Source organism: Halomonas sp. Bachu 37, from assembly GCF_039691755.1.
In the GTDB taxonomy this organism is placed as follows: Bacteria; Pseudomonadota; Gammaproteobacteria; order Pseudomonadales; family Halomonadaceae; genus Vreelandella; species Vreelandella kashgarensis.
Genome location: NZ_CP137552.1, coordinates 2,517,126 through 2,540,121 on the forward strand (window position 1 = coordinate 2,517,126; position 22,996 = coordinate 2,540,121).

Annotated in this window: 23 protein-coding genes; 6 read left to right on the plus strand and 17 right to left on the minus strand. The window is 61.2% G+C overall.

Annotated elements, in window-relative coordinates; genetic code table 11:
• Positions 1-29: 29 nt before the first annotated feature.
• A complete protein-coding gene (locus R5M92_RS11640; protein WP_346796104.1) occupies positions 30-2,453 on the minus strand; it encodes an LPS-assembly protein LptD in 2,424 nt (807 codons plus the stop codon).
• Between the two features lie 70 nt (positions 2,454-2,523).
• On the opposite strand from R5M92_RS11640, the gene R5M92_RS11645 reads away from it, so the two are divergent.
• The 4 genes from R5M92_RS11645 to speD all read left to right on the plus strand — a co-directional run bounded on the left by R5M92_RS11645 (position 2,524) and on the right by speD (position 5,726).
• Complete coding sequence (locus R5M92_RS11645; RefSeq protein WP_346796105.1) at positions 2,524-3,540, plus strand: aminoglycoside phosphotransferase family protein; 1,017 nt, start codon at positions 2,524-2,526, stop codon at positions 3,538-3,540.
• Positions 3,537-4,211 carry an N-acetylmuramate alpha-1-phosphate uridylyltransferase MurU gene (murU, locus tag R5M92_RS11650; RefSeq protein WP_346796106.1) on the plus strand — a complete coding sequence of 225 codons (675 nt, stop codon included), beginning with the start codon at positions 3,537-3,539 and terminating at the stop codon, positions 4,209-4,211. The genes R5M92_RS11645 and murU overlap by 4 nt, the downstream gene beginning before the upstream one ends.
• 75 nt (positions 4,212-4,286) lie before the next feature.
• Complete coding sequence (locus tag R5M92_RS11655; protein WP_346796107.1) at positions 4,287-4,706, plus strand: OsmC family protein; 420 nt, start codon at positions 4,287-4,289, stop codon at positions 4,704-4,706.
• Positions 4,707-4,931: 225 nt separating this feature from the next.
• A complete protein-coding gene (gene speD, locus R5M92_RS11660; protein ID WP_346796108.1) occupies positions 4,932-5,726 on the plus strand; it encodes an adenosylmethionine decarboxylase in 795 nt (264 codons plus the stop codon).
• Positions 5,727-5,780: 54 nt separating this feature from the next.
• Here the strand turns inward: speD and lpxL are convergent, their stop codons facing one another.
• The 12 genes from lpxL to R5M92_RS11720 form a co-directional block, all read right to left on the minus strand.
• Positions 5,781-6,698: an LpxL/LpxP family Kdo(2)-lipid IV(A) lauroyl/palmitoleoyl acyltransferase gene (gene lpxL, locus R5M92_RS11665; protein ID WP_346796109.1), complete on the minus strand. Its 918-nt coding sequence runs from the start codon at positions 6,696-6,698 to the stop codon at positions 5,781-5,783.
• Between the two features lie 14 nt (positions 6,699-6,712).
• Entirely contained in the window at positions 6,713-7,828 is a 1,116-nt protein-coding gene (alr, locus tag R5M92_RS11670; protein ID WP_346796110.1) for an alanine racemase, read from the minus strand.
• A gap of 121 nt (positions 7,829-7,949) precedes the next feature.
• Positions 7,950-8,927, minus strand: a complete 978-nt coding sequence (gene rpoS, locus R5M92_RS11675) for an RNA polymerase sigma factor RpoS (RefSeq protein WP_346796111.1) — start codon at positions 8,925-8,927, stop codon at positions 7,950-7,952.
• A gap of 140 nt (positions 8,928-9,067) precedes the next feature.
• The gene (locus tag R5M92_RS11680; RefSeq protein ID WP_346796112.1) at positions 9,068-10,189 is read right to left on the minus strand and encodes a peptidoglycan DD-metalloendopeptidase family protein; all 1,122 of its coding nucleotides are present in this window, start codon (positions 10,187-10,189) and stop codon (positions 9,068-9,070) included.
• 35 nt (positions 10,190-10,224) lie between these two features.
• On the minus strand, positions 10,225-11,166 hold the full coding sequence (locus tag R5M92_RS11685; protein ID WP_346796113.1) for a DUF368 domain-containing protein: 942 nt from the start codon (positions 11,164-11,166) through the stop codon (positions 10,225-10,227).
• Complete coding sequence (locus R5M92_RS11690; protein WP_346796114.1) at positions 11,163-11,840, minus strand: protein-L-isoaspartate(D-aspartate) O-methyltransferase; 678 nt, start codon at positions 11,838-11,840, stop codon at positions 11,163-11,165. The genes R5M92_RS11685 and R5M92_RS11690 overlap by 4 nt, the downstream gene beginning before the upstream one ends.
• A complete protein-coding gene (gene surE / locus R5M92_RS11695; protein ID WP_346796115.1) occupies positions 11,827-12,573 on the minus strand; it encodes a 5'/3'-nucleotidase SurE in 747 nt (248 codons plus the stop codon). The genes R5M92_RS11690 and surE overlap by 14 nt, the downstream gene beginning before the upstream one ends.
• A gap of 31 nt (positions 12,574-12,604) precedes the next feature.
• The gene (gene truD / locus R5M92_RS11700; RefSeq protein WP_346796116.1) at positions 12,605-13,669 is read right to left on the minus strand and encodes a tRNA pseudouridine(13) synthase TruD; all 1,065 of its coding nucleotides are present in this window, start codon (positions 13,667-13,669) and stop codon (positions 12,605-12,607) included.
• The gene (gene ispF / locus R5M92_RS11705; protein WP_346796117.1) at positions 13,666-14,160 is read right to left on the minus strand and encodes a 2-C-methyl-D-erythritol 2,4-cyclodiphosphate synthase; all 495 of its coding nucleotides are present in this window, start codon (positions 14,158-14,160) and stop codon (positions 13,666-13,668) included. The genes truD and ispF overlap by 4 nt, the downstream gene beginning before the upstream one ends.
• On the minus strand, positions 14,160-14,879 hold the full coding sequence (gene ispD, locus R5M92_RS11710; RefSeq protein WP_346796118.1) for a 2-C-methyl-D-erythritol 4-phosphate cytidylyltransferase: 720 nt from the start codon (positions 14,877-14,879) through the stop codon (positions 14,160-14,162). Before ispD ends, ispF begins: the two co-directional genes overlap by 1 nt.
• Positions 14,876-15,220 carry a cell division protein FtsB gene (ftsB, locus tag R5M92_RS11715; RefSeq protein ID WP_346796119.1) on the minus strand — a complete coding sequence of 115 codons (345 nt, stop codon included), beginning with the start codon at positions 15,218-15,220 and terminating at the stop codon, positions 14,876-14,878. Before ftsB ends, ispD begins: the two co-directional genes overlap by 4 nt.
• A 162-nt stretch (positions 15,221-15,382) precedes the next feature.
• On the minus strand, positions 15,383-16,525 hold the full coding sequence (locus R5M92_RS11720; RefSeq protein ID WP_346796121.1) for a GNAT family N-acetyltransferase: 1,143 nt from the start codon (positions 16,523-16,525) through the stop codon (positions 15,383-15,385).
• Between the two features lie 228 nt (positions 16,526-16,753).
• Between R5M92_RS11720 and R5M92_RS11725 the strand changes: the two genes are divergently transcribed.
• Positions 16,754-18,529 carry an EAL domain-containing protein gene (locus tag R5M92_RS11725; RefSeq protein WP_346796123.1) on the plus strand — a complete coding sequence of 592 codons (1,776 nt, stop codon included), beginning with the start codon at positions 16,754-16,756 and terminating at the stop codon, positions 18,527-18,529.
• Positions 18,510-19,373 (plus strand): MurR/RpiR family transcriptional regulator, encoded by an 864-nt coding sequence (locus R5M92_RS11730; protein ID WP_346796124.1) that lies wholly within the window; start codon positions 18,510-18,512, stop codon positions 19,371-19,373. Before R5M92_RS11725 ends, R5M92_RS11730 begins: the two co-directional genes overlap by 20 nt.
• A 63-nt stretch (positions 19,374-19,436) precedes the next feature.
• Here the strand turns inward: R5M92_RS11730 and R5M92_RS11735 are convergent, their stop codons facing one another.
• The 4 genes from R5M92_RS11735 to R5M92_RS11750 form a co-directional block, all read right to left on the minus strand.
• Entirely contained in the window at positions 19,437-20,291 is an 855-nt protein-coding gene (locus R5M92_RS11735; protein ID WP_346796125.1) for a universal stress protein, read from the minus strand.
• 89 nt (positions 20,292-20,380) lie between these two features.
• Entirely contained in the window at positions 20,381-20,746 is a 366-nt protein-coding gene (locus R5M92_RS11740) for a putative quinol monooxygenase (RefSeq protein ID WP_346796126.1), read from the minus strand.
• Positions 20,747-20,810: 64 nt separating this feature from the next.
• Positions 20,811-21,968, minus strand: a complete 1,158-nt coding sequence (gene cfa, locus R5M92_RS11745) for a cyclopropane fatty acyl phospholipid synthase (RefSeq protein ID WP_346796127.1) — start codon at positions 21,966-21,968, stop codon at positions 20,811-20,813.
• A 170-nt stretch (positions 21,969-22,138) separates the two neighbouring features.
• Positions 22,139-22,993, minus strand: a complete 855-nt coding sequence (locus tag R5M92_RS11750; RefSeq protein WP_346796128.1) for a universal stress protein — start codon at positions 22,991-22,993, stop codon at positions 22,139-22,141.
• Positions 22,994-22,996 lie beyond the last annotated feature (3 nt).

The following is a 22,996-nucleotide window of genomic DNA, read 5'->3' on the forward strand; positions in this document are numbered from 1 at the left end:
GGTTGGTTCAGGGTCCAGCGACGCAGGCGCTAGAACGCCGCGGCGCGGTAGCCCGGAACCGCTTGTTCGAAATAACTGTCCGCTTCCTGGCCTATGCCGCCCAAGCCCTTGAAGACAAAACGCAGGAACAGGCCACGATCATGATAATCGTCGGCCACCCGGGCGGTGTCGTTGTCGTCCACCCACTCTCGCCATACCACTTGCACGCCGTAGCAACAGTCGTTCCACTGTACACCGGCGAGCTGTTCGAGCGAGCGCTGGTTGGTCTGATCGTGAATATAGCGCCCAATCAGATCCACTTGCGGCGTGGCTTTCCAGGCAAACGAGACATCGAACTCCTCGCGGTCATAGTCGCGAAAACCATCGTCGCCCGGTACCACGCTAGGGTCGAAACCTTCGATTTCCCAACGGTAGCCAAGGTTCAATACATGCCCGCGCGGATGGCGATAATGCAAATCCACCGCGGAGCGTTCGGTCAGGTCGCGGTGGTCATCGTAGAGCCATTCGTACCCTGCGCTCCAGCGGGAATTGATCTGCCAATCCACTCGGGTCACCAGCGGCGAGCGCTCGCGTGTAGCCTGATAGAAACGCTCCGCGGTCAGGTAATCCTCCGGCCGGCGCTTGTCGGGGTCGCCATCGAGGTCGATACGCCGATCATCGAAATAGACGCTTTGCCCCACCCCTACCGATAGCTGTTCACTGCCATCTTCGCGCTCCAGCAGCCGCGATTCCAGGGCATAGGAAAGGCGATTGAGATCGCCGACCCGGTCGGCACCGGAGAAGCGATTGGCCGACCACAGCTGATTCCAGGAAAAGGGTTGTTCACGACTGTCGAAATCCGGCAGCTCGCTCTGGTCGGTACGCGGCACGTAGGCGTAATTGAGACGTGGCTCCAGTGTCTGGCGATAGTCGCGTCCGGCAAGCTCGAGCTCACGCTCGAAAACCAGACCGCCATCGACCGAGCTGACCGCGACACTACGGTCCGGCGACTCATCGCGCTGTGTCTGGCGGTCGCCGTAATCCAGGGCATAGGCGGTGTGCCACAATTCAGTACGTGGCTCCAGATGTCCCCAGGGCTGTTCGAACCGCCAGCCGAGCGCCGGCGTCAGGTGCAGGCGGGTACCGGTCGCCGCTTCACGCTCGGGCACCAGGTTTTCGTCGACATCCCGCCAGAAGTGCGTGGCGTTGGAGCGCCACTGGTAATACAGACCGCTATCCTGGCGCCAGTCAGCATTGGCCGTCAGACTGGGAAGACGATAGAACGGTTTGTCGCTATCGTTGAGCGTCTCCTCCAGACGCTGGAAACCCTGAGCTCGGGCATCCAGCTGCCAGCGCTCCCCGCGATAATCGACCTGGGCCAGGCGCTCCATGCTGCTGCGCGAATCGCCGCCGAGGGTACTGCCGAAATCCTCGAAGTAGCGGCCATCACTGGCACTGCCGTAACGCAGGCGATAATTGCTGCGTTCATTCACCCTGCCGGCGTGTTGCGCGTCGATATACCAGCGGTCATCCCCTTCATGGCGATCGGCCCGTTGCCCCGACCCTCCGTCGTCGCTGGCGAGCCACGCCCCTTCCACCTGGCCGCGGCTGTCGGGGTAAAGGTAACGGTATTCGCCTCCAAGCAGGAGGCCATGATCGCTCATCCAGCGCGGCGTAATCGTGGCGTCGTGATTGGCTGCGATATTCCAGTAGAAGGGCTGGGTGTAGTCCACGCCATCGCCGGAGAAACCCAGCGTGGGCCACAGCAACCCGGTTTGGCGACGGTCGTCGAGGGGGAATCGCAGCCAGGGCCAATAGAATACCGGGGTGTCCTTGACTTCCAGACGGGTGTGGCGAGCGGTGCCGTAACCGCGCGCCTGGTGCAAGTTTATTTCGCTGCCCACCAGGCGCCAGGTATTCTCGCCGGGATCGCAGGTGGTGAAGGTGGCATCGTTCAGCCGATAGAGTGACTCGCCGCGCTGCTCCAGGCGCGACGCCTCCCCGCGCAGGCGCTGCTCATAGAAGACATATTGCGCCCCCTCCAGCGCCGCCCGGTCGTCGACCAGAGAGACATTCGCCTGTTTCCCTCGCACCAGAGCGACGCCATCGCGCAGGGCCAACCCCCCTTCGGCCTCGATATGTTGGCGCTGTTCGGGCAAGCGCAGGGAAGCGGCTTCCAGCTGGGTATTGCCTCGGCGCAACACCACATCGCCGCGCAAAAGCGCTTCGCCATTCGCCTGGTAGTCCAGCTCCGACGCTTCCAGCGCCACGGTTTCAGGGTCATCCTGCTGCGGCAAGCGGTAGCCCGGCATTACATAGCGGCCACGGCATAACTCACCTTGAGCGGCGGCGCCTTCCCAGGGTTGCCAGTCCAGATCCTGTGCGGAAGGCGGAGCCGCCTGTACCCACCAGGGGCTTAGCGAAGCGCCGGCCACGAGGCTGCCCAGCGCGGAGCGTGAAAGTCGCTTGCCCATGTTCGTTATCCTTGGCATCGAGAATCGGTATTATACAGTCCGCATGATGCCCGACCAGCAAGGAGCTTGCATGTCCTCTTCTCGATTCGATGCCCTGAGTGACTGGGCGGCACGTCTTCACCAGCTGCCACCGGAGCGCTTGGCGCTGACGCCGGCGGGCGGTGACGCCAGCTTTCGGCGTTACTTTCGCCTCACCTTGCCTTCGGGGGAAAGCCGCATTTTGATGGACGCTCCTCCCGCCCAGGAGGACTCCCGGCCGTTTCTGGCCATCGCCCGGCAGTGGGACGCCGAAGGGCTGCCCGTCCCCACGGTTCACGCCCATGACCTGAACCAGGGTTTTCTGGAACTCGACGACCTGGGCGAGACCCCGTTGCAGTTGACCTTCGATGAAGCCGAACGGCGCTCGTTGCAGCGCCATACCCAGGCACTGGCGATCCTGGCCGATTTGCAGAATCGTGCCGACCCGTCGCCTTTGCCCCATTACGATGCGGCCCTGCTGGAGCGTGAGCTGGATCTGTTCCCCGACTGGTGTCTGGAGCACTGGTTGGGTATCGCCCCGCCTGAAACCTGGCCCGCGCTACGTCAGGCATTGATCGAGTCCGCCCTTGCCCAGCCTCAGGTCACGGTCCATCGCGATTTCGATGCCATGAACCTGATGCTTCATCGGGAGCGGCTGTACATGATCGATTTCCAGGATGCGGTGGCGGGGCCTGTGAGCTACGACCTCGTTTCGCTGCTGCGCGGGCGTTATCTGCGCTTTTCCACCGCTCAGTTCCAGCAGTTGGTGGATGCGTTCCATAGCCAGGCGCTTCGGGACGGAAGGCTGCCCGCTACCCTCGGCCTCGCCGATTTCCTCACGACAGTGAATGCCATGGCCGCCCAGCGCTCGCTCAAGGTACTGGGGATTTTCTGTCGCTTGACCCTACGCGACGGAAAAACCGGCTACATGGCGCGTCTGCCGCACTTTCTCGATCACCTGCAGGACAGTCTCGGCGCCTTGCCCGTCCACAGCGACTTCCACGCCTGGACGGAACACACGTTGCGCCCCGCCCTTCAGCAGCGCCTGGCCCGGGAAAATGAACGATGAAAGCCATGATCCTGGCAGCTGGCCTGGGCAAGCGCATGCGCCCACTGACCGATCATTGCCCGAAACCGTTACTGCCCGTGGCAGGCAAGCCATTGCTGGTACATCACCTGGAACGCCTGGCGCGTGCAGGAATCACCGAGGTGGTGATCAACGTCAGCTACCGCGCCGAGCAGATCATCCAGGCCCTGGGAGACGGCACTCGCTACGGCGTTCACATCACCTGGAGCCGCGAAGCGCAGCCGCTGGAAACCGGGGGTGGGATGCGCCAGGCCTTGACGTATCTGGGCGAGGCGCCCTTCTATCTAGTCAACGGCGATGTGTGGTGCGACACCCTGCCTCTGCCAATGGCTCTCCAGCAAGATGAACTGGCGCACCTGAGCCTGGTGGACAATCCTTCCCACCATCCCCACGGGGATTTTCATCTCGACCCTCACGGCAAGCTGAGTGTCACGGGAGAACCGAAGCTCACCTACGCCGGCATTGCGCTTGTCGACCCTGGACTGGTGGCCGACGAACCTCACGGCGCCTTCGCCCTGGCGCCACTGCTCAAGCGAGCCATGACCGAGGGCCGGGTGAGCGGGAGCCACTACAGCGGGCACTGGGTGGATGTCGGCACGCCCCAACGCTTGCAGGAGCTGGAGGCTCACCTTGCCGGCGAGACATTTTCTTAAGCCTGCGCCGGCCAGATGCTATCCTCAGCGCAGCCAGATGGTGCTTTAGCACCCCCCACAGCCAAGGAGAAAGATGTGAAAGCTCGCGTCAGTTGGACGGATGGCCGCCAGTTCGTGGCGGAATCGGGTAGTGGTCATAGCGTCGTGATCGACGGCCCGCCCGAGCATGGCGGCCGCAATACCGGCCCTCGGCCGATGGAGATGCTGTTGATGGGCATGGGCGGCTGCACCGCCTTCGATATTCTCAACATTCTCGACAAGTCACGCTCGAACGTGACCGACTGCGTGGCCGAGATCGAGGCCGAACGTGCCGACGAAGTGCCGTCGGTATTCACCAGAATTCATGTGCATTTCGTGATCACCGGGCGCGAGCTGAAAGAGAAGCACGTACAGCGCGCCGTGGAGCTGTCGGCGGAGAAATACTGCAGTGCCTCGATCATGCTGGTGAAAGGCGGGGTCGATATCACCCATTCGTTCGAGATTGTCGACGCTTGAGCCGTTCAGTCACGAAAGAAGTGAAAAAAGTCCTCCAGCCGGGTGCGTCACGCACGCTGGCCGGGCATAATACGCTCCCTCGTTTTTCGCTATTACAGCAAGCACGACTTCAGCAAGTCCGTTTTCTACATGTCCGTTACCTGCAAGTGCGGGCTCAAGTACGGTTTCACTGGTTCCGGCGCTGGCTCGTCGGGGTGTCTTCACCTGCCATCAGGAGGCTCGGACGTGGCGAACAATCTCCGACTCCACGGGTTTAACAACCTGACCAGCTCTTTGAGCTTCAACATCTATGACATCTGCTACGCCAAGACCGAAGAGCAGCGTAAAGCCTATATCGATTACATCGATGAACTTTACAACGCCGAGCGTCTGACCCAGATACTCAAGGACGTCACCAACATCATCGGCGCCCACGTGCTCAATATCGCACGACAGGATTACGAGCCCCATGGCGCCAGCGTGACCATCCTGATTGCCGAGCATGAGCTCGAGAATGCCGCGCCGGAACAGATCGAACCCGGCCCCGGGCCCTTGCCCGAAACAGTAGTCGGCCATCTGGACAAGAGTCATGTCACCGTACACAGCTATCCGGAATCACACCCGGACAACGGCATCAGTACTTTTCGCCTGGATATAGACGTTTCCACCTGCGGCATGATCAGCCCGTTGAAGGCGCTCAACTACCTGATCCATAGTTTCGATTCGGACATCGTCACCGTGGACTATCGGGTGCGCGGCTTCACTCGGGACGTGCATGGCAAGAAGCTGTTCATCGACCACGATATCACCTCTATCCAGGACTACCTCGCCACGGATACCAAAGAGGCTTATCAGATGGTGGACGTGAACGTGTACCAGGAGAACATGTTCCACACCAAGATGCTGCTCAAGGATTTCGAACTGGACAACTACCTGTTCGGAACCTCGCGCCGCGATATTACCTTCGAGGAAGCTCGCGATATCGAAGGTCGCTTGCGCAAGGAAATGCTGGAAATCTTCTATTCCCGCAATATGGATTGAGCATCTCGCCCTGTGAATTGAGCATCCCGCTCCGTGAACACACCGAACCCGGCGTCAATAGACGCCGGGTTCGCCTTTGGGGCGCGTCTTGAAACGTCGATGCAGCCACAGGTACTGCTCGGGATGCTGGCGAATCGCCTGTTCGATGAAGTCATTCACCCGAGTGGCATCGGCGACTTCATCATCGCTGGGATAGTTTTCCAGAGGGGGCAAGGCTTCGATGGTGTAGCTGCGATCATCCGGGTTACGGTGAAACATCAGGGGTATCACCGGGGCGCCGGTCATTCTGGCGATCTTGGCCGTCAAACGAATGGTCGCCGCCGAATGACCGAAAAACGGCGCAAATACGCTGGCCTGGCGACCGAAATCCTGATCGGGAGAGTACCACACGATATTCCCTTGCTTGATGCGGCGTACCATGCGGCGCAAGTCGTGGCGATCGATCGCTTCTCCGAAATGACGCCGCCTGGCCCGTGTCATGAAACGCTCGAACAAGGGGTTATCATGCGGCCGATAGACGACATCCGCATCGAAGAACAACGAGTGCAACGCCCCGCCGAGATCCAGCGTCGAAAAGTGAATCCCGATCACTAACACGCCCTTGCCCTGAGCCTGGGCCTGCATGAGATGCTCCGCCCCCTTGTAGGCCACGCGGTGGCGCAAGCTCTCGGCATCACGGCACCAGCCGGTCGCGGTTTCCACCAGGCCGATGCCGTTGGCGATGAACGTCCGCTTGACCAGCCGTTGACGCTCCAGCGGCGTTTTTTCGGGAAAGCACAGGTCGATATTGGTGCGGGTGATATGGCGACGGCGCTTGGCCAGCCGCCATGCCAGCCAGCCAATCACCGTGCCGGCCATCATCTTGAGCCGCCACGGTAGCCAGGCGGCAAGATACATGCCTCCTATTCCCAGCCAGGTGGGCCAGTAGCGCGGATGGGAGAAGGAGCGGGGATAGGGACTACGTTTAGCCATGGGAAGCCGTTGGGTTACTCGCAAAAGGCGCCATGATACCGCCTCGGCACCCGCGGCAATACCCCGGTCAACAAGGTATAGCTGATGGTGTCGCAATAGCGCGCCACTTCATCCACGCTCAGCACCGCGCCGTTATCTGCCCGCCCCCACAGCACTACCTCACTGCCGATATCGGCAACCGGGTGATCGGTGATATCCACCGTGAGCATGTCCATGGATACCTTGCCGGCCAGAGGCGCGCGGCGGCCATCGACCAGCACCGGGGTACCATCGCGGGCATGACGGTCATAGCCGTCTCCGTAGCCGCATGCCACCACGCCGATACGCGAAGGCCGGGAGGCTCGCCAGCGGCCGCCATAGCCAACGGGCTCCCCAGCATCCAGCTCGCGCACGGCGATGATCCGCGAGCGCAGTGTCATCACCGGCTCCAGGCGGCGGCTGAGCGCATTCGGCACTTCAAGAGGATCGCTGCCGTAAAGCATGACGCCGGGGCGATTCCAGGCGCCATGAGTCACCGGCCAACCCAGCGTGGCAGGCGAATTGGCCAGGCACGACGGTGCCTGCAACTGCTCGGCCAACGCCTGGAGGCAGCGCATCTGCTCCTGCAGATAACGCTCGTCAGCACTATCGGCGGTAGCGAAGTGACTCATCAGGTGAAGCTGGGTCACGTGCTCCTTGGCCGCGGCCAGGCGCGACCAGACGGCCGGCACTAGGGGCGGAGGAAAGCCGAGACGATGCATGCCGGAATCCACCTTCAACCACACCGTGATCGGCGCGCGGGGAGCGAACGCCAGCAATGCATCGACCTGCCACTGGCTATGGACCGCCAGCCACAAGCCCAGCGCATCCACCTGCTCGAGTTCGGCGGCTTCAAAGATACCTTCAAGCAACATGATGGGGGCTTTTACGCTCCCCTCGCGCAGCGCCACTGCCTCTTCCAGGCAGGCCACGGCAAACGCTGGGGCGGGTTTCGCCGCTCTGGACAGCGCCCGGGCACAGGCTAGCGCCCCGTGCCCGTAGGCGTCGGCCTTGATTACCGCCACGGCTCGACTGTCGGGCGCGGCTTCGCACGCCAGCCGATAATTATGACGCAGCGCGTCAAGATCGATATGAGCCACCAGCGGGCGCATCGAATGCCTCGTTCATTTCTAGGGTCACAAAAAAACACCGGGAGCCCGGTGTGGTTTTAGCCGGCAGGCCCCGCTTGGGGCCTGCTGACAGTTTGGCGCTGGCGTCACGGGTTGGCAGGGATCAGCTTTCGAAAATCGCCTCCATGGAGAGCCCCTGTTTTTCCAGGGCACGGCGCAGCTTCTTCAGCGCTTCAACCTGAATCTGGCGAACGCGCTCGCGGGTCAAGCCGATCTCGGCCCCGACCTCCTCCAGCGTGGCGGCCTCGTGACCGCGCAGTCCGAAACGCCGCACTACGACTTCGCGCTGCTTTTCGCTCAGCTCGTCCAGCCACAGGTTGACGTGTTCCTTGACATCGCCATCCACCAGGGACGTCTCGGGGCCATCTTCGTTATCATCGGTCAGGGTATCGATCAGCGGCTTGTCGCTGTCACCGCCCATGGGAAAGTCCACCGACGATACCCGCTCGTTGAGCCCCAGCATCTTCTTGACGGTTTCCACCGGCTTGTCGAGGTGCTCGGCGATCTCTTCCGGCGTGGCTTCGTGGTCGAGTTTCTGGGTGAGTTCGCGGGCGGCGCGCAGGTAGATATTGAGTTCCTTGACCACATGAATCGGCAGACGAATGGTACGCGTCTGGTTCATCAAGGCCCGCTCGATGGTCTGGCGTATCCACCAGGTGGCGTAGGTTGAAAAGCGAAAGCCGCGCTCGGGGTCGAATTTCTCCACCGCCCGGATCAAGCCGAGATTGCCCTCTTCGATGAGATCGAGCAGGGTCAACCCGCGGTTGAGATAGCGGCGGGCGATCTTGACCACCAGGCGCAGGTTGGACTCGATCATCCGCGAGCGCCCCAAGGGATCGCCCTTGCGCGCCAACCGCCCGTAAAAGACTTCTTCCTCCGGTGTCAGGAGAGGCGAAAAACCGATCTCGTTGAGGTAGATTTGAGTTGCATCCAAGCTTTGATACTGCTGTCGATCTTCCTTGCCCAGCGCCTTTTCGAAAGCGTCTTCTTCGGCGGGGGCTTCGTCATCGCTGACTTGGCTCAAGGTCTCCTCCGCCGAGTTTAGATCAACCTCATGAAGGTCCCGTTCCAACATACTCATAGTCTTACCCCCGTGATTACGCCTAGCCGCCATTCCAAATCCGTTGGTGGCACCCATTTTGGATGCCACTTGTTATATTTTTATGTAAATACGTCTTGTTATGGAAGGAGGTTCCTCAGCCGGAAGCCATGCCTGCCCCGCTAGCGCGACGGCAAGTACTCCAGGGGATCCTGAGGTTGCCCATCCTTGCGCACCTCAAAGTGCAATCTGACGTCTTCCGCGTCACTGTCGCCCATGGTGGCGATCACTTCACCCGCTTCGACGATATCGTTTTCACTGACGTTGAGTCCATCGTTATGCGCGTAGGCACTCAAAAATTGGTCATTATGTTTGATCAGTACCAGATTGCCGTAACCTCTGACGCCACTTCCGGCGTAGACGACAATCCCTGGACCCGCTGCCCTGACAGGTTGCCCCTTTTCACCGGCTATATCAATCCCGGCGGTAATGCTGTCACCCTCGCCGAACGAGCCGACGACCTGGCCGCCCACCGGCCACTGCCAGTCGATGTTTTCAGCCGGGGTATAGCGGCGCGACCCGCGGTCGGCATCATTTTCGCGGGATTCGGCCTGCGCGGCCTGGCTAGCAGGTTCCGGTTCGTCAGCGGCGGCAACCACGTCGGGCTCGCTTGTTGCTGGCGGCGTATTTTCGGCCGCTTCGACAGTCTCATCTTCGTCATCAGCGCGAGAGGATACTTCCTCATCCTGCGCCCGCTGACTCTGTTGCGTCTCGACGGTGCTCGATGTCTCTTGCGCTCCGGCCACTTCCTCGGCGGCGTCAGCCTCCGCTTCACGCTCGGCGGTCAGGCGGCGGTTTCGCTCAATGGCGGATTCATCGGGCAACAGCCAGTCGAGTTCCTGTTCATTAGCGGACCCCAGGGAAGCGACCGAAGCCCCGGAGCCGCTCAGGCCAGTAGCCACCGCCCCTTGGGATGTAGCGGACGAGCCTGATGGCGCGCCACCAGTTTCGCGACGGGAGACCCCGCCTTGGCCACCACGACGAAGCTGGATCTGCTGGCCGGGCTGGATCTGGTACGGCGGCGCTATGTCATTGAGTGCCGCCAATTCACGGTAATCGAGATTATGCTGCCAGGCGATTCCGTAGAGCGTATCGCCGGACTTGACCGTGTAGCCGCTCCCCGCTGCTTCTTCTACTGCCCGACGGGAGTCGCTCAGATCCCGCACTTGCGGAGCGCCGCCCTGCTGGCTGGCGCAGCCGGAAATCGCCAACGCCAGAGCGGACATGATGAATACTTTACGCATGAAAAACTTCCTCCTTTTCCGCACTACCGCGACAGCTATCCGGCACGGGTTCCACGCGGCGTAGCCGCTTTACGATTCAACAGCAGTACCAGTGCCGCACCCGCCAGCATCAGGGCGATTACCGCCCAGACCTGGGCCGAACCTCCGATCAGTACGGCGTATTCACTGGGCAAGAGATAACGATAGTCCAACGGGATCATCTGGCCTTCGGGTCCGAGCTGATAGCGTACCAGTTCCCTCCAGGGCCAGAGCACCGGCAGCGATCCCATGATGAAGCCCAGCAGCAGTTGCAGGGTCGCATCATGGTGGCGCTTCAACAACCACGCCAGCAGCCGTGAAAACAGCATCAGCCCGACAAGGCAACCGCTACCGAACAAGCCGATGACCACCAGGTCGAACTCCCGGATAGCCTGCATGACGGTGCCGTACAGCCCCATGGTGAGAAGCAGGAAGCTTCCCGAGACTCCTGGCAACAGCATCGCACTGATGGCGACCGCGCCGGCCACCACCAGCACCCCTGCCTCGTTGCCCACCAGCAATATCAACGGCATCAACGATGGCAAGGCCTTGGCCAGCATCAAGCCGAGCAGCAAGGGCACTACATACCATAGTTTCCAGCGTTTCTGCACCGTGCCCACCACCAACGCAGTAGCCGCCACCAGACCGAAGAAGAAGCCATCCAGCAGCAGCGGATAACTCTCCATCAGCCAGACGGCCAGATGCGCCACGCTCAACAGGCTGATCGCCACCCCCGCCAATAGCGGCAGTATGAAAGCGAGATTCAGATGCACGCTCAAGCCGGCCAGGCCGCCCTGCCGCCAGGCGCCGTACGCACCGGGACCAAACTGGCGAATGGTGTAAATCAACTCTTCGTAGATGCCGGTAACGAAGGCGATGGTGCCCCCGGATATGCCGGGGACGGCATCTGCGGCACCCATGCCGGCCCCCTTGAAGAAAACTGCCAGTTGACGGTTCAACCAATCACTCCTTGTAACAGGGGAACAAAACGTACCGGTTCGAGCCTGCGCCGTTCGAAGCCTTGGCCCACACGACGTATCAGGGTCAACCACTGGGTGCCGTCAGCCTCGGCCAGGGGAGCGATCATGACGCCACCCTGGGCCAGCTGGGCCAGCAGAGCCTGAGGCAATACCTCGGCACAGGCGGTCAGCAGGATCACATCGAAAGGCGCGGCGCCCGGCCAACCATGGCCGCCATCCGCCAGCGCCAGCGTGACCGGAGACGCCAGCCGCTGCAAACGCAACGCGGCACGTTCGTGCAGATCATGAATGCGCTCCATGGAGTAGAGCTCTTCGACCAGGCGAGAGAGAATCAGGGTCTGGTAGCCGGACCCGGTACCCAGCTCCAGTACCCGGCGCGGTGACTCGCGCAGCACAAGCTCCGTCATGCGCGCCACGGTCAAGGGTTGCGACAGCGTCTGGCCGAAGCCGATCGGCAGCGAAGTGTCCTCGTAGGCACGATGCGCCAACGCTTCGTCCACGAACAGATGTCGCGGTTCCCGGGCCATCACCTCCAGCACCAGCTCGTCGACGATCCCCTGCTGACGCAGACGCCGAACCATACGATCCCGGGTGCGCTGCGAGGTCATGCCGCGGCCGCGCAATTCCTGTGGTGACAGTTCAGGCAAAAGCATCCAGCCAATCCTGCACATCTGCGCACGCCTGATGACGCGTCAAGTCGGTTTGCAAGGGGGAAATGGAAACGTAGCCGGCTTCGATAGCGGCGAAATCGGTGTCTTCGCCATCGTCGGCGTTGGCCCCCACCGCCGCGATCCAGTAGCGCTTGCGCCCTCGCGGATCCTCCACTTCCAGCGGTTTGGCGGCCGGACCTCGATAGCCCAGACGAGTCACGCGGAATCCGCGCAGCTCATCCCAGGGAACATCGGGAACGTTCACGTTCAACAAGCTGCGTGGCGGCAGGGAGAGCTGGTCGGCGGCCCCTACCAGAGTGGCGGCAACGCGGGCGGCAGTGTCGAAATAGCGCGTTCCGCACAGCGACATGGCGATAGCCGACATGCCCAGGTTGCGCCCCTCCATCGCCGCGGCCACGGTACCCGAATAGAGCACGTCGTCCCCCAGATTGCTGCCGTGGTTGATACCCGAGATCACCAGGTCGGGCTTTTCGTCCCACACCCCGTTCACCCCCAGGTAGACGCAATCGGCGGGCGTGCCATCGACGCAGTAGAAGCCGTTCTCCAACGCCGTCAGCGCCAGCGGGCGGGAGAGCGTCAGCGAGTTGCTGGCCCCGCTACGATCCCGGTCCGGTGCCACCACGCGCAGCTTGGCATGGGCCAGCAGGGCGTCATGCAAGGCCGCAAGCCCCGGGGCGTGTACCCCGTCATCATTGGAAAGCAGCAAACGCCGCATCGGCAATACTCCCGGTAACTGGTTAGACTGGTTAGAAAGAGCCGCCCATCGCCATGGTCGCGAAATCGGGGTGTTCGATCAATTCCGCCAATACTGCAGTGGCGAAACCGCCCCGCGGCAGGCTGAAATGTAACGACACCGCTTCGTCGGTACGGGTCAGTTGCGGCTCGTCCAGGCGCATACGCAATGCCCGTCGCGCTCGCTTCACGCCGGCAGCCTCTAGCCCCTGGCAAAGGGCCGGGTGCGTATCGCGCAACCAGGCTTCATCGGCACTGACCGTGGCGCCACCAGTGCCCCACAGCACGCCGGTGGGATGCACGTCCAATTCTCGGGCACGCAAGAGCAGCGATTCATCCACTTCGTCGGCAGTGAAGATGCTGGCCGTACCCTCGAGCATCATGACATCGCCCACCAGCGGCACGCCCCACGTAGCCGCTTGAACCCGCTTGCCCAGCACTTCATTGAACAAGAAACTGCGTGCGCTGGATAGCAGCATTCCTTCGCGGTCGTCCTTCTTGCGCCACCCTCGTGCCAGCACCTGCCTGGCCCGTGCCAGGTTGCGCCCGCCGGGGCCGAAACGCTGGGGGCCGAAGTAGTTGGGCACTCCTTGCCGGCACAGGGCATCCCAGCGCAGCGCAAAAGCCTCTGTGGCTATCGCCTCGCCGGTCACCCGCAATCGAAAGCGGTTGGCGCGGTGGACGCCTCGCTTGAGCTTGCGCGGATGACGTGCCTGTACCAAAACCTTGATGCCTCGAGCCGCCAATATTTCGCCCAGCGCGTCAGGCGCGGCCTTGCCCGGCAGATGGATGCTCAACCACTGGCGGGTAACCGCAATTCGGTCCTTCATGCCGGCATAACCGATATCCCGTGAGCGCACCTCGCATGCCTTCGCCAGGGTACGCACCACATCCAGGGTGGTCTGGTTACGCTTCTCGATATGCAACCATAAATGCTCACCGTCGCCTTCGGGCACGAAGCCCAGCACTTCTTCGACGATAAAATCATCCGCCTGGGCGCGGTACTGCCCCGGCGCTGGCGGGCCGAAGCGCGGGTCCAGGCTGCGCGGCCAGGCAGGGGCGATACGACCTTCGCTCATGAATCTTGCCGAGTGGAGGAAATCGGCATCAACAGCACTACGGCTTCGGCGGCGATACCTTCACCGCGGCCGGTGAAGCCCAGACGTTCGGTGGTGGTGGCCTTGACGTTGACCTGGTGCAACTCCACCGCCAGGGTGCGAGTAATCACCTCGCGCATGGTGGCGATATGTGGCGCCATCTTGGGCGCCTGCGCCATCAAGGTAGCGTCGAGGTTGGCCAGCTCCAATCCTTGGGCGCGTATCAGGGCATAGACATCGCGCAGCAACTCGCGGCTGTCCGCATCCTTCCAGGCGGGGTCGGTATCGGGGAAATGGTGACCGATATCACCGAGTGCACAAGCGCCCAGCAGGGCATCGCAGATGGCATGCAGCAGGACGTCACCATCGGAGTGGGCGACGAATCCACGCTCGAACGGGATGGCCACGCCGCCAATCATCAGATGGTCACCCTCGCCGAAGCGGTGTACGTCGAATCCATGGCCTATGCGCATCATTGGCTCGTCTCGCTAGACAAGGGGAGGCTCGACTTCTGCGCGGCGAGAATCGCCGTCGCCAGGGCGAGATCCTCCGGATGAGTGATCTTGAGATTATCGCGTCGTCCCGGAACCAGCAGCGGCCGGCGCCCCTGCGACTCGACGGCCGAGGCTTCGTCGGTCACCTGTAGCCCGCGCGTCTTGGCCTGGAACAAGGCCTGTTGCAACAGCTCGAAACGAAACCCCTGGGGCGTCAAGGCGTGCCACAGCCCCTCGCGTGGTTCGGTGGTGGCAACACAAGAGCGGGCATCGGCACGCTTCATGGTATCCGCGACCGGCATCGCCAGCAGGGCACCGTCCGGGTGGACGCTTACCGCCTGCCACAGCGCCTGCAGATCGGCGGTCGTCACACAGGGACGGGCCACGTCGTGGACCAGGACCATGTCGTCGGGCTCGGCGGCCATCACCTGCAGGGCATTAAGGACGCTATCCATGCGCTCGCGCCCCCCGTCGGTGCGTTGCCAGTGCGCAAACGGCACCCACTGTGGCCGAAACCAGGGGTCGTCGGGGTCGAGACACAACACCAGCCGCGCCTGGGGAAACGCCTGGTGCAACCGCGAAAGGGTGCGTGCCAGTATCGTGGCACCACCTAACTCCAGGTACTGCTTGGGGCGGCCGGCGCCCATGCGCCGGCCCTGGCCGGCGGCCGGCACGACCAACCACAGCGGCGGACTCATGGCCTGGGCTCCCGCTCGGGATTGGTCACGATGCCGGCATTGATCTCCAGCAGCTCATGCTCGATCGCCACACCGGGTACCCAGAAGAACTGCTCGTCGGTGCGTACCATTCCCATGTCGCTGCGTGCCCGTTCTTCGATGGCATCGAGTCCGGTCTTCAAGTCGGTCACCTCGGCGGCCAGGCGCGCATTACGCTCGCGTAGCGGCTGGTTGATCGCTTCCTGCTCGGCGACGCGGTTACCCACCCGATGCAGGTCGCGCCAGCCGCCATCCCCCAGCCATAACTGGTACTGCAGCAACGCCAGCATCGCCGAGAGTGCGATTACCAACCATTTGCGCATGCTTGGCTCCTGTTGCCAGCAACGTCGTGATGGAACGTCGCAATCGGTGAAGTCGTAATCGAGATTATCGTGATCGAGATAATCGTAATCGAGAAAATAGTGCGCCGCATTATGCCACTAACGCCTGGCAGCGGCGAGCCACGGCCTGCACTTGCCGTGGAGTCACTTGAAGGGCAAGGCCTCGACCGCCGCATCGCGATAGGCGCGAATATGCTCTCCTTCCTCACGGCAGAACTCCGCCACACCGGCATGCAGGCCGGGATGGGCGAGATAGTGCAGCGAACGCAACTGCCGCGGGGCGAACCCGCGGGTCAGCTTGTGTTCACCCTGGGTGCCGGGGTCGAACAGGGTCAGGCCGTTTTCCAGGCAGTGCTCGATGCCTTGGTAGTAGCACGCCTCGAAATGCAGACAGTCGGCATAGATCTCGCTGCCCCAGTAGCGCCCGTACAGGCTATGCGCGCCTTGCAGATAAAGCGCCGCCGCCACCGGCCGCCCCGCCAGTCGCACCTGCACCAGCAACAACGAGCCGGCGAACTCCCGGCGCAGCCGCTCGAAGAAATCGTGGGTGAGATAGGGCGGCCGCCCGCGCTCGTGGTACGTGATGGCATAGCAGCGATAGAAGTGCGCCATGGCCTCGGCGGTAATCGCCTCGCCTTGGAGACGCGAAAGACTCAATCCCTGTTCGGCGACCCGACGGCGCTCGCGGCGGATGGTCTTGCGCCGCTTGGCCGTCATGCTCGCCAGGAAGCCCTCGAAGTCGCCGTAGTCCCGGTCGCGCCACTGGAATTGCACGCCGTAACGCGCGACCAGTTCGGGACACGCTTCCCGCCAGGCCGTGACATCGTCGTCATCGCTGAATAGCAGATGCCAGCCGGAAAGCTCGTCACGCCGGCACGCCTTCCGCCAGCCCTCGGCGAGCACGCGGCGGGCGGCAACGGGATCGAGATGGTCGGCCAGTAGTGTCCGGCCACCCGGTACCGGGGTGAAGGGCACGGCACTCAGCCCCTTGGGATAATAGTTGCCGCCAGCCTGCTCCAGGGCTTCCGCCCAGCTCCAGTCAAAGACGTACTCGCCGAACGAGTGGTATTTACGGTAATGCGGCAATGCCCCCACGAGCTCCCCGCCTTGCCACAGCACGTAATGGCAGGGCTCCCAGCCGGTCTCGCGCGAAACACAGCCACTGGTTTCTAGGGCAAGGAGGAATTCGTGACGCAGATAGGGCTGATCTTCCCCTACCAGAGCGTTCCACTGGCTTGCCGCTACCGCCTCGATGGCGGGTAGAATAGACAGAGAGAGCGATGACATAGTCACTCCATGAGCGTTGAAAGTAGACGACCATCGGCCCCGGTATTGATGATTGGCACAACCGGGTGGGTTTGAGCCAGTATCTGGTGACGCTGCTGCGCGACTAAAAGGTTAACGGTATGATGCCAACCGGCAACGTCACGACCAATACCCGAGCGTCACGGAATACGGACCCTGAACGCACCCGCTCGCCGAAACAGCACCCAAGCATACCCCCGGAAGGGAGCCATGAATCTGAACACCAAACATTTGCTGGTGGTGGGTGACAATCCGGCCAACGTCGAGCTGCTGCTTGGCCTACTTGGCGCCAACGGGTTCGACAACGTTCACGGCCTGGAAGACCCCAGCCGCATGCTCGATTACTGCGAACGGCATTTGCCGGACCTGATTCTGCTTGATCTTGGCATGCCCCATCCGGATGGTGATGCAGCCCTGCATCAGCTCAAGAATCGTTTTCGCCATGCCCTGCCGCCGGTCATCGCATTTGCCGACCAGCTCGACGATGCGACCCGGCAACACGTCCTGAACGCGGGCGTACGCGAGCTTTTGGCCAAGCCTTTCCAGAAGGAAGACGTCCTGCAGCGCATTCGCAGCATATTGAATGCGGAACATCGTTACAGTGTTCGCGACCAGCAGGCCGGGGCCCTTGAACGCATGGTCGCCAAGCGCGCCCGCGCGCTTGAACTGCAATCGCGCACCGATCCCATAACCCGAAGACTCAACCGACGCGGGCTGACGCAGAAACTTCATGAACATTCCATGACAGGGAGTGGCACCGGGCTGTTGTTCATCGCCCTGGAAGGGTTCGACGATACCGTGCGCCTGCATGGCTACCGTACCGCCGAAAAGCTGTTGCGTCACTTGGCCGAGAGCCTCGAAGCGAAACTCGAGACGACCGACACCCTTGGTTTATGGGGCGGCAGCGAACTGCTGGTCATCACAGCTTGCACCGATGTCCCGGCATTGCGGCAACTCGCCTCGCGGTTGCTTGCTTGCTTTGATAGTGACCAGGAAGTCGACAACTTGCTGTTGACGGTCAACGCCCGGATCGGCACCTGTACCGCCGAAGGCGCGTTCGATAGCGAACGTCTGATTCATATGGCCGCCCTCGCCTTGCCTGCCGAGTCTAGCGTTCGGGTACAGTGTTACAGCGAGGAGATCGAAGCCCGGCAGCGACATCGTCTCCACCTTCAACAAGCCATTCGCCATGCCGTCACCTCCCGTGAATTGTCTCTGGTATTCCAGCCCAAGCTGCATCTGAAGGAACGGCGAATCGTGGGAGCGGAGGCTCTGCTACGCTGGAACAACCCCCGGTTGGGAATGATTCCGCCCGACGTTTTCATTCCCTTGGCGGAGGCCAGCGGCGATATTCTCGCCATCGGCAACTGGGTGCTGGAAACCGCCATCCTTCAGGCCGTGGCCTGGCGTAACCAGTCTCTACTCGATGGCACGTTCAATATTGCCGTGAACGTGGCGGCACGCCAGTTGGCACGTGGAAATTTTGCCGAAGAGGTCATGCAGCTACTGCAACGCCACGACCTTCCGCCCCGATTCTTTTCATTGGAAGTCACCGAGTCGAGTCTGATGAGCGATCTTGCCAACGCTCGCAGCCAATTGACCCTGCTGGCCGATGCCGGGATCGGCGTAGCGATTGACGATTTCGGCACCGGCCATTCGTCGCTGGCTTATCTCAAGACGCTGCCGGTTTCCACCCTCAAGATCGACCGAACCTTCATCATGGACCTGGAGCAGAGCGCGACGGATCGCCGCCTGGCCGAGACCATTACCCAGCTGGCCCACGGGTTCGGCTGCGAGGTGGTGGCCGAAGGTATCGAAGAGCCCGCCCAAGCCCAACGCCTCATGGAGATGGGCTGTGAAATCGGGGAGGGTTATCTCTACTCACGCCCCCTTGCCCCTGCTGATTTTGTCCGCTGGTGCCACGATTGGCCGGTGGCGCATCCTTTGACTAGCCCGGAGACCGTTGATGGCCCACGACCTGCTTGACCGCTTACGCCAACGCCTGGAGGAACTCAACCGCTCCGAACGCAAGGTCGCCTCGGTGATACTTGACGACCCTGCTGCTGCCACCAGCATGAGCATCGCTACCCTGGCCCAGTCAGCGGGGGTCAGCGAGCCGACGGTGAATCGCTTTTGCCGAAACTTCGGTGCCAAGGGATATCCCGATTTCAAGATCAAGCTGGCCCAGAGCCTGGCCGGCGGCACACCCTACGTGACCCGTGCGGTGGAGCCCGGCGACAACGCCTCGCAATATACTCAGAAGATATTCGGCGCCACCATCGCCGCCCTCGACGAAGCGCGACGCGAAGTCGATATGGAGGCCGTCGAGCGCATGGTGGACTACCTGATACAGGCCAAGCAGATTCACTTCTTCGGACTCGGCGCTTCCGGTGCGGTAGCCCAGGACGCTCAGCACAAGTTCTTCCGCTTCAACCTGCCGGTCATGGCCTATGTGGATGTGCTGATGCAGCGAATGGTCGCCGCAGCGTGCCATACCGGCGACGTGGTGGTGGTGATTTCCTACACCGGCCGCACCCGCGAGCTGGTGGATATCGCCCGGGTGGCACGGGAATCCGGCGCCGTGGTACTGGGCATAACCGCCCCCGATTCACCCTTGATGCACGAATGCACCGCGACACTCGACGTTTCCACTCCAGAGGACACCGATCAATATATGCCGATGACGTCGCGCATGATCCAGCTGACCTTGATCGACGTCCTGGCGACCGGCGTGACGCTCAGGCGCGGCGAGGATTTTCTTCCGCACTTGAAGAAGATCAAGGATAGCCTGCGCGAAACGCGCTTTCCGCTGTCCAAGCCTAACGCTTGATCAAGCATTCAGACGTTGGTACGGGTTATTCCGCACAATCGAGCAAGCGGCCCGAACGGCGAATTAACGCAGGATCAATACCGGCAGGGTGGCGTTGCGCAGCATCGCGGTAGTGGTACTACCCAGCAGCAGGTGGCGAATGCGCGAGTGACCGTAGGCTCCCATCACCAGCATGTCGATGGCGTGTTCCTGTTGATAAGCTCGCAGCGTAGCCTCCACTTCACCGGCGCGGATGGCGCCTTCGGCGTCATGTCCGGCATCGCGCAAGGTAGCAACAGCCCACTCCAGCTGGGAGCAATGCTCCGCGGTTTCCGCCCCGACGATCACCACATGGCAGGCGGCCTCTTGAAATAGCGGGCTTCGCGCCAGCATATCCACGCCTTTGCGAGCGGTGTTGCTGCCGTCGAACGCTATCATCACTTTTTCCGGGCGATGGAAGGTCGGCGGTGCCATAAGGATCGGCCGATGCATCTGGCGTACCACGCGCTCCAGGTTGGCCCCCAGATGGCCGCTGGCCTGGTCGGCGGTTTCTCCCCGCTTGCCTACCACCAACAGACGTATCTCGCTTTCCAGCTCGACCAGGGCTTCCACCAGGGTGCCGTTGCGCTGGCGGGTGAGCGAGCCGCCTGCTCCGTGCGCTGTCGCCCGCTCCTTGGCCGCTTCCAGCATCAATCGACCATGCTCGCGGGCAACCTTGGCACGCTGCTCGTCCAGCTCCGAAAGTCTTTCCAGCAGGTGCTCGCGGGTGCCCAGCCCCAGGTTGCCGGATAGTTCGGGTTCGGAGACCTGGGGATGATTATCCACTACATGAACAAAGGTAAGCGGAGCCTCCAGCGCCAGCGCAGCCCAGGCGGCGTAGTCGCATACTCCTTCGGAAAAATAGGAACCATCGACAGCAGCCAGTACCTGCTCGGACATGGGCGAACTCCTTGAGTAGGTGCGAAAGGAATATTGTTATTGGAATCACCCTTTCTACACCATTCTGGCTGGATCAGCACACTCCGGGCTTACCTTGATGAGTCGCCCTGCAAGACGGGAGCATCGAAGCTCAGCGGTTCGTCGGTATAGACACAGACATTGGCATCTTCGATATCCCCTTCAGGTGAGTGTAGATGGGTGGCAAAGAACTCCCGTATTTCCCGGCGTTGGCAATGGGCTTCGAAGGCTTGTCGATTCGCCCAGATCTCATGAAACACGATGGGATAGCTGGAACCCGGGGCATTGGGATGATCGATATGCCGGGTTACGGTGTAGCGGATGCAGCCATCTTCACGGTGTGAGTTGGGCTCCAGAGCCTGGAGCGCCTTGAATACCGATTCTTCCTTTCCCGGCTTGGGCTTGAAGTTGGCGATACAGTAGATTTTTTCGGACATGATAATTCCATCAAGTGTTAACAAAGAAAAACGCTTACAGGCTTCGGTCGCCAAGCCGACAGTTTCAACTAACGCGCCGGTAACCGCCCAACACGCCTTCTTTGCTGAAGACAAACTGCCATAGCTGAAGGTTGCGGGCACGAAACGCCCCCGCACAACTCAGCAGGTAATAGCGCCACATGCGATAGAAGCGTTCACCATACTGCGCTTCGAAACGTGGCCAGGCGGCTTCAAAATTCCGGTGCCAGGCCATCAACGTCTTGTCGTAATCGGCGCCGAAATTATGCACATCTTCGCATACGAACAGGCCTTCGGCGGCATCGGTGATATGGCCCATCGCAGGAAGCTCCCCATTGGGAAAAATATACTTGTCGACCCAAGGGTCGGATGCCGTGCTGCGTATATTCTTGCCAATGGTATGGAGCAGGAACAGACCATCATCCTTGAGACAACGATTGGCGACGTCCATGTACTGGCGATAATTCTTGTGGCCGACATGCTCGAACATGCCAACGCTGACGATACGATCGAACTGTTCGGTCTCGTCGCGATAATCCTGCAGACGAAACTCGACCGGCAGGTGACTATTCATCAGGCTCTTGCCGTATTCCGCCTGTTCACGGGAGATGGTCAGCCCCACGCACTCCACGCCGTAATGCTCGGCGGCATAGGCCATGAAGCTGCCCCAGCCGCAACCGATATCGAGCACTCGCATGCCGGGTTTCAGCTCAAGCTTACGACAGATCAGATCCAGCTTGGCTTGTTGAGCCTCTTCCAGAGTATCGGCCTGCTGCCAATAACCACAGGTATAGGTCATGCGCGAATCAAGCATCGCAGCGTAGAAGTCGTTTCCCAGGTCATAATGCTTCTCGCCCACTTCCCAGGCTCGCCTGGCGTTCTGCCGATTGAGCAGACGCGTACGCAGGGAATGGAACATCAACTGGGTGGGTTTGATTCGTTCCGGCAAGCGGGCACGTAACAAGCGCAGAAAGAACTCATCCAGATATTCGGCTTCCCACTCGCCATTCACATAGCTTTCTCCAAGCCCGAGATTGCCACGGGCAAGGGCATTGTCGATGACACCATGAGCATTAAACCGGATGTCCCAGGGACGGTTGCCGTTTATGTGGATATCGGCTTGTTCCAGCAAATCGGCAACGAAACGATGGGACGTGGAACTTTCATCGAAGAAAGCGGTGTGTTGCTCCGTTGAGGTATTCATGGGTCGACTCCTCGCGCTACTCCATAGATTCAAGAACCATTTCATTCGGCTTAGAACCGCGGAGTCGCTTATGGCGGATTCAAACGTATTGTCTATCTCCTGGTTTCTTTACTTATTGCACAAAGTAAATATAAGCCGACCACGATAAGTGGTCGACTTCAATCGCCGCTCTAGCGCAACAGCAGTACCGGAATCTTGCTACTGCGCATCATGGCGGTAGTGGTACTGCCCACCAGCAGGTGGCGGATACGGGAGTGGCCGTAGGCTCCCATCACCATCAAATCGATGCTCTGTTCTCGCTGATAAGCCGCCAAGGTTTCTTCCACCTCCCCTGCCCGAATCGCGCCTTCCGCCTGGTGGCCGCCTTCTTTCAGAATGCCCAGGGCCCAGTCCAGTTGGGAGCGATGCTCGGCGGTTTCCGAGCCGACGATGACCACATGGCACGCTGCCGCTTTGAACAGCGGGCTACGGGCCAGCATTTCCACTCCCTTGCGCGCCGTCTTGCTGCCGTCGAAGGCCATCAGTACTTTTTCAGGGCGTTTGAAAGTGCCGGTCACCATGAGAATCGGACGGTGCAATTCCCGTACCACTCGTTCCAGGTTGGAGCCCAGGTGGCCGCTGGCCTGACCGGCGGTTTCTCCCCGCTTGCCCACGACCAACAGGCGTATCTCGTCTTCCAGCTCGACCAGGGTCTCCACCAGTGTGCCATTGCGTTGGCGCCTGGCCGGTGCTTCAACTCCGTCTTCTATCGCGCGCGCCTGGGCCGCCTCCAGCATCAAGCGCCCCTGCTCGCGGCTCACCTTGGCGCGCTGCTCGTCCAGGTCGGAAAGTTCCTTGAGAAGTTTCTCCCGCGCCCCCAGGCGCAGATTGCCGGTGAGATTCGATTCCGCTGTCTGCGGATGATTGTCCACAACATGCATGAAGGTCAGTGGCGCTTCCAGTGCCAGGCTGGCCCAGGCGGCGTAGTCGCATACGACTTCGGAAAAATACGAGCCGTCGATCGCGGCCATCACTTGGTCTGTCATGTT

What these genes read in the sequence shown, in the direction of transcription:
- cfa (WP_346796127.1), bottom strand. Translation starts at nt 21,968, where the DNA reads ATGAATACCTCAACGGAGCAACACACCGCTTTCTTCGATGAAAGTTCC.
- R5M92_RS11690 (WP_346796114.1), bottom strand. Translation starts at nt 11,840, where the DNA reads ATGCTTTTGCCTGAACTGTCACCACAGGAATTGCGCGGCCGCGGCATG.
- truD (WP_346796116.1), bottom strand. Translation starts at nt 13,669, where the DNA reads ATGAGCGAAGGTCGTATCGCCCCTGCCTGGCCGCGCAGCCTGGACCCG.
- rpoS (WP_346796111.1), bottom strand. Translation starts at nt 8,927, where the DNA reads ATGAGTATGTTGGAACGGGACCTTCATGAGGTTGATCTAAACTCGGCG.
- R5M92_RS11640 (WP_346796104.1), bottom strand. Translation starts at nt 2,453, where the DNA reads ATGGGCAAGCGACTTTCACGCTCCGCGCTGGGCAGCCTCGTGGCCGGC.
- murU (WP_346796106.1), top strand. Translation starts at nt 3,537, where the DNA reads ATGAAAGCCATGATCCTGGCAGCTGGCCTGGGCAAGCGCATGCGCCCA.
- ispF (WP_346796117.1), bottom strand. Translation starts at nt 14,160, where the DNA reads ATGCGCATAGGCCATGGATTCGACGTACACCGCTTCGGCGAGGGTGAC.
- R5M92_RS11725 (WP_346796123.1), top strand. Translation starts at nt 16,754, where the DNA reads ATGAATCTGAACACCAAACATTTGCTGGTGGTGGGTGACAATCCGGCC.
- R5M92_RS11750 (WP_346796128.1), bottom strand. Translation starts at nt 22,993, where the DNA reads ATGACAGACCAAGTGATGGCCGCGATCGACGGCTCGTATTTTTCCGAA.
- alr (WP_346796110.1), bottom strand. Translation starts at nt 7,828, where the DNA reads ATGCGCCCGCTGGTGGCTCATATCGATCTTGACGCGCTGCGTCATAAT.
- surE (WP_346796115.1), bottom strand. Translation starts at nt 12,573, where the DNA reads ATGCGGCGTTTGCTGCTTTCCAATGATGACGGGGTACACGCCCCGGGG.
- R5M92_RS11680 (WP_346796112.1), bottom strand. Translation starts at nt 10,189, where the DNA reads ATGCGTAAAGTATTCATCATGTCCGCTCTGGCGTTGGCGATTTCCGGC.
- ispD (WP_346796118.1), bottom strand. Translation starts at nt 14,879, where the DNA reads ATGAGTCCGCCGCTGTGGTTGGTCGTGCCGGCCGCCGGCCAGGGCCGG.
- R5M92_RS11720 (WP_346796121.1), bottom strand. Translation starts at nt 16,525, where the DNA reads ATGTCATCGCTCTCTCTGTCTATTCTACCCGCCATCGAGGCGGTAGCG.
- R5M92_RS11730 (WP_346796124.1), top strand. Translation starts at nt 18,510, where the DNA reads ATGGCCCACGACCTGCTTGACCGCTTACGCCAACGCCTGGAGGAACTC.
- lpxL (WP_346796109.1), bottom strand. Translation starts at nt 6,698, where the DNA reads ATGGCTAAACGTAGTCCCTATCCCCGCTCCTTCTCCCATCCGCGCTAC.
- R5M92_RS11740 (WP_346796126.1), bottom strand. Translation starts at nt 20,746, where the DNA reads ATGTCCGAAAAAATCTACTGTATCGCCAACTTCAAGCCCAAGCCGGGA.
- ftsB (WP_346796119.1), bottom strand. Translation starts at nt 15,220, where the DNA reads ATGCGCAAATGGTTGGTAATCGCACTCTCGGCGATGCTGGCGTTGCTG.
- R5M92_RS11645 (WP_346796105.1), top strand. Translation starts at nt 2,524, where the DNA reads ATGTCCTCTTCTCGATTCGATGCCCTGAGTGACTGGGCGGCACGTCTT.
- R5M92_RS11735 (WP_346796125.1), bottom strand. Translation starts at nt 20,291, where the DNA reads ATGTCCGAGCAGGTACTGGCTGCTGTCGATGGTTCCTATTTTTCCGAA.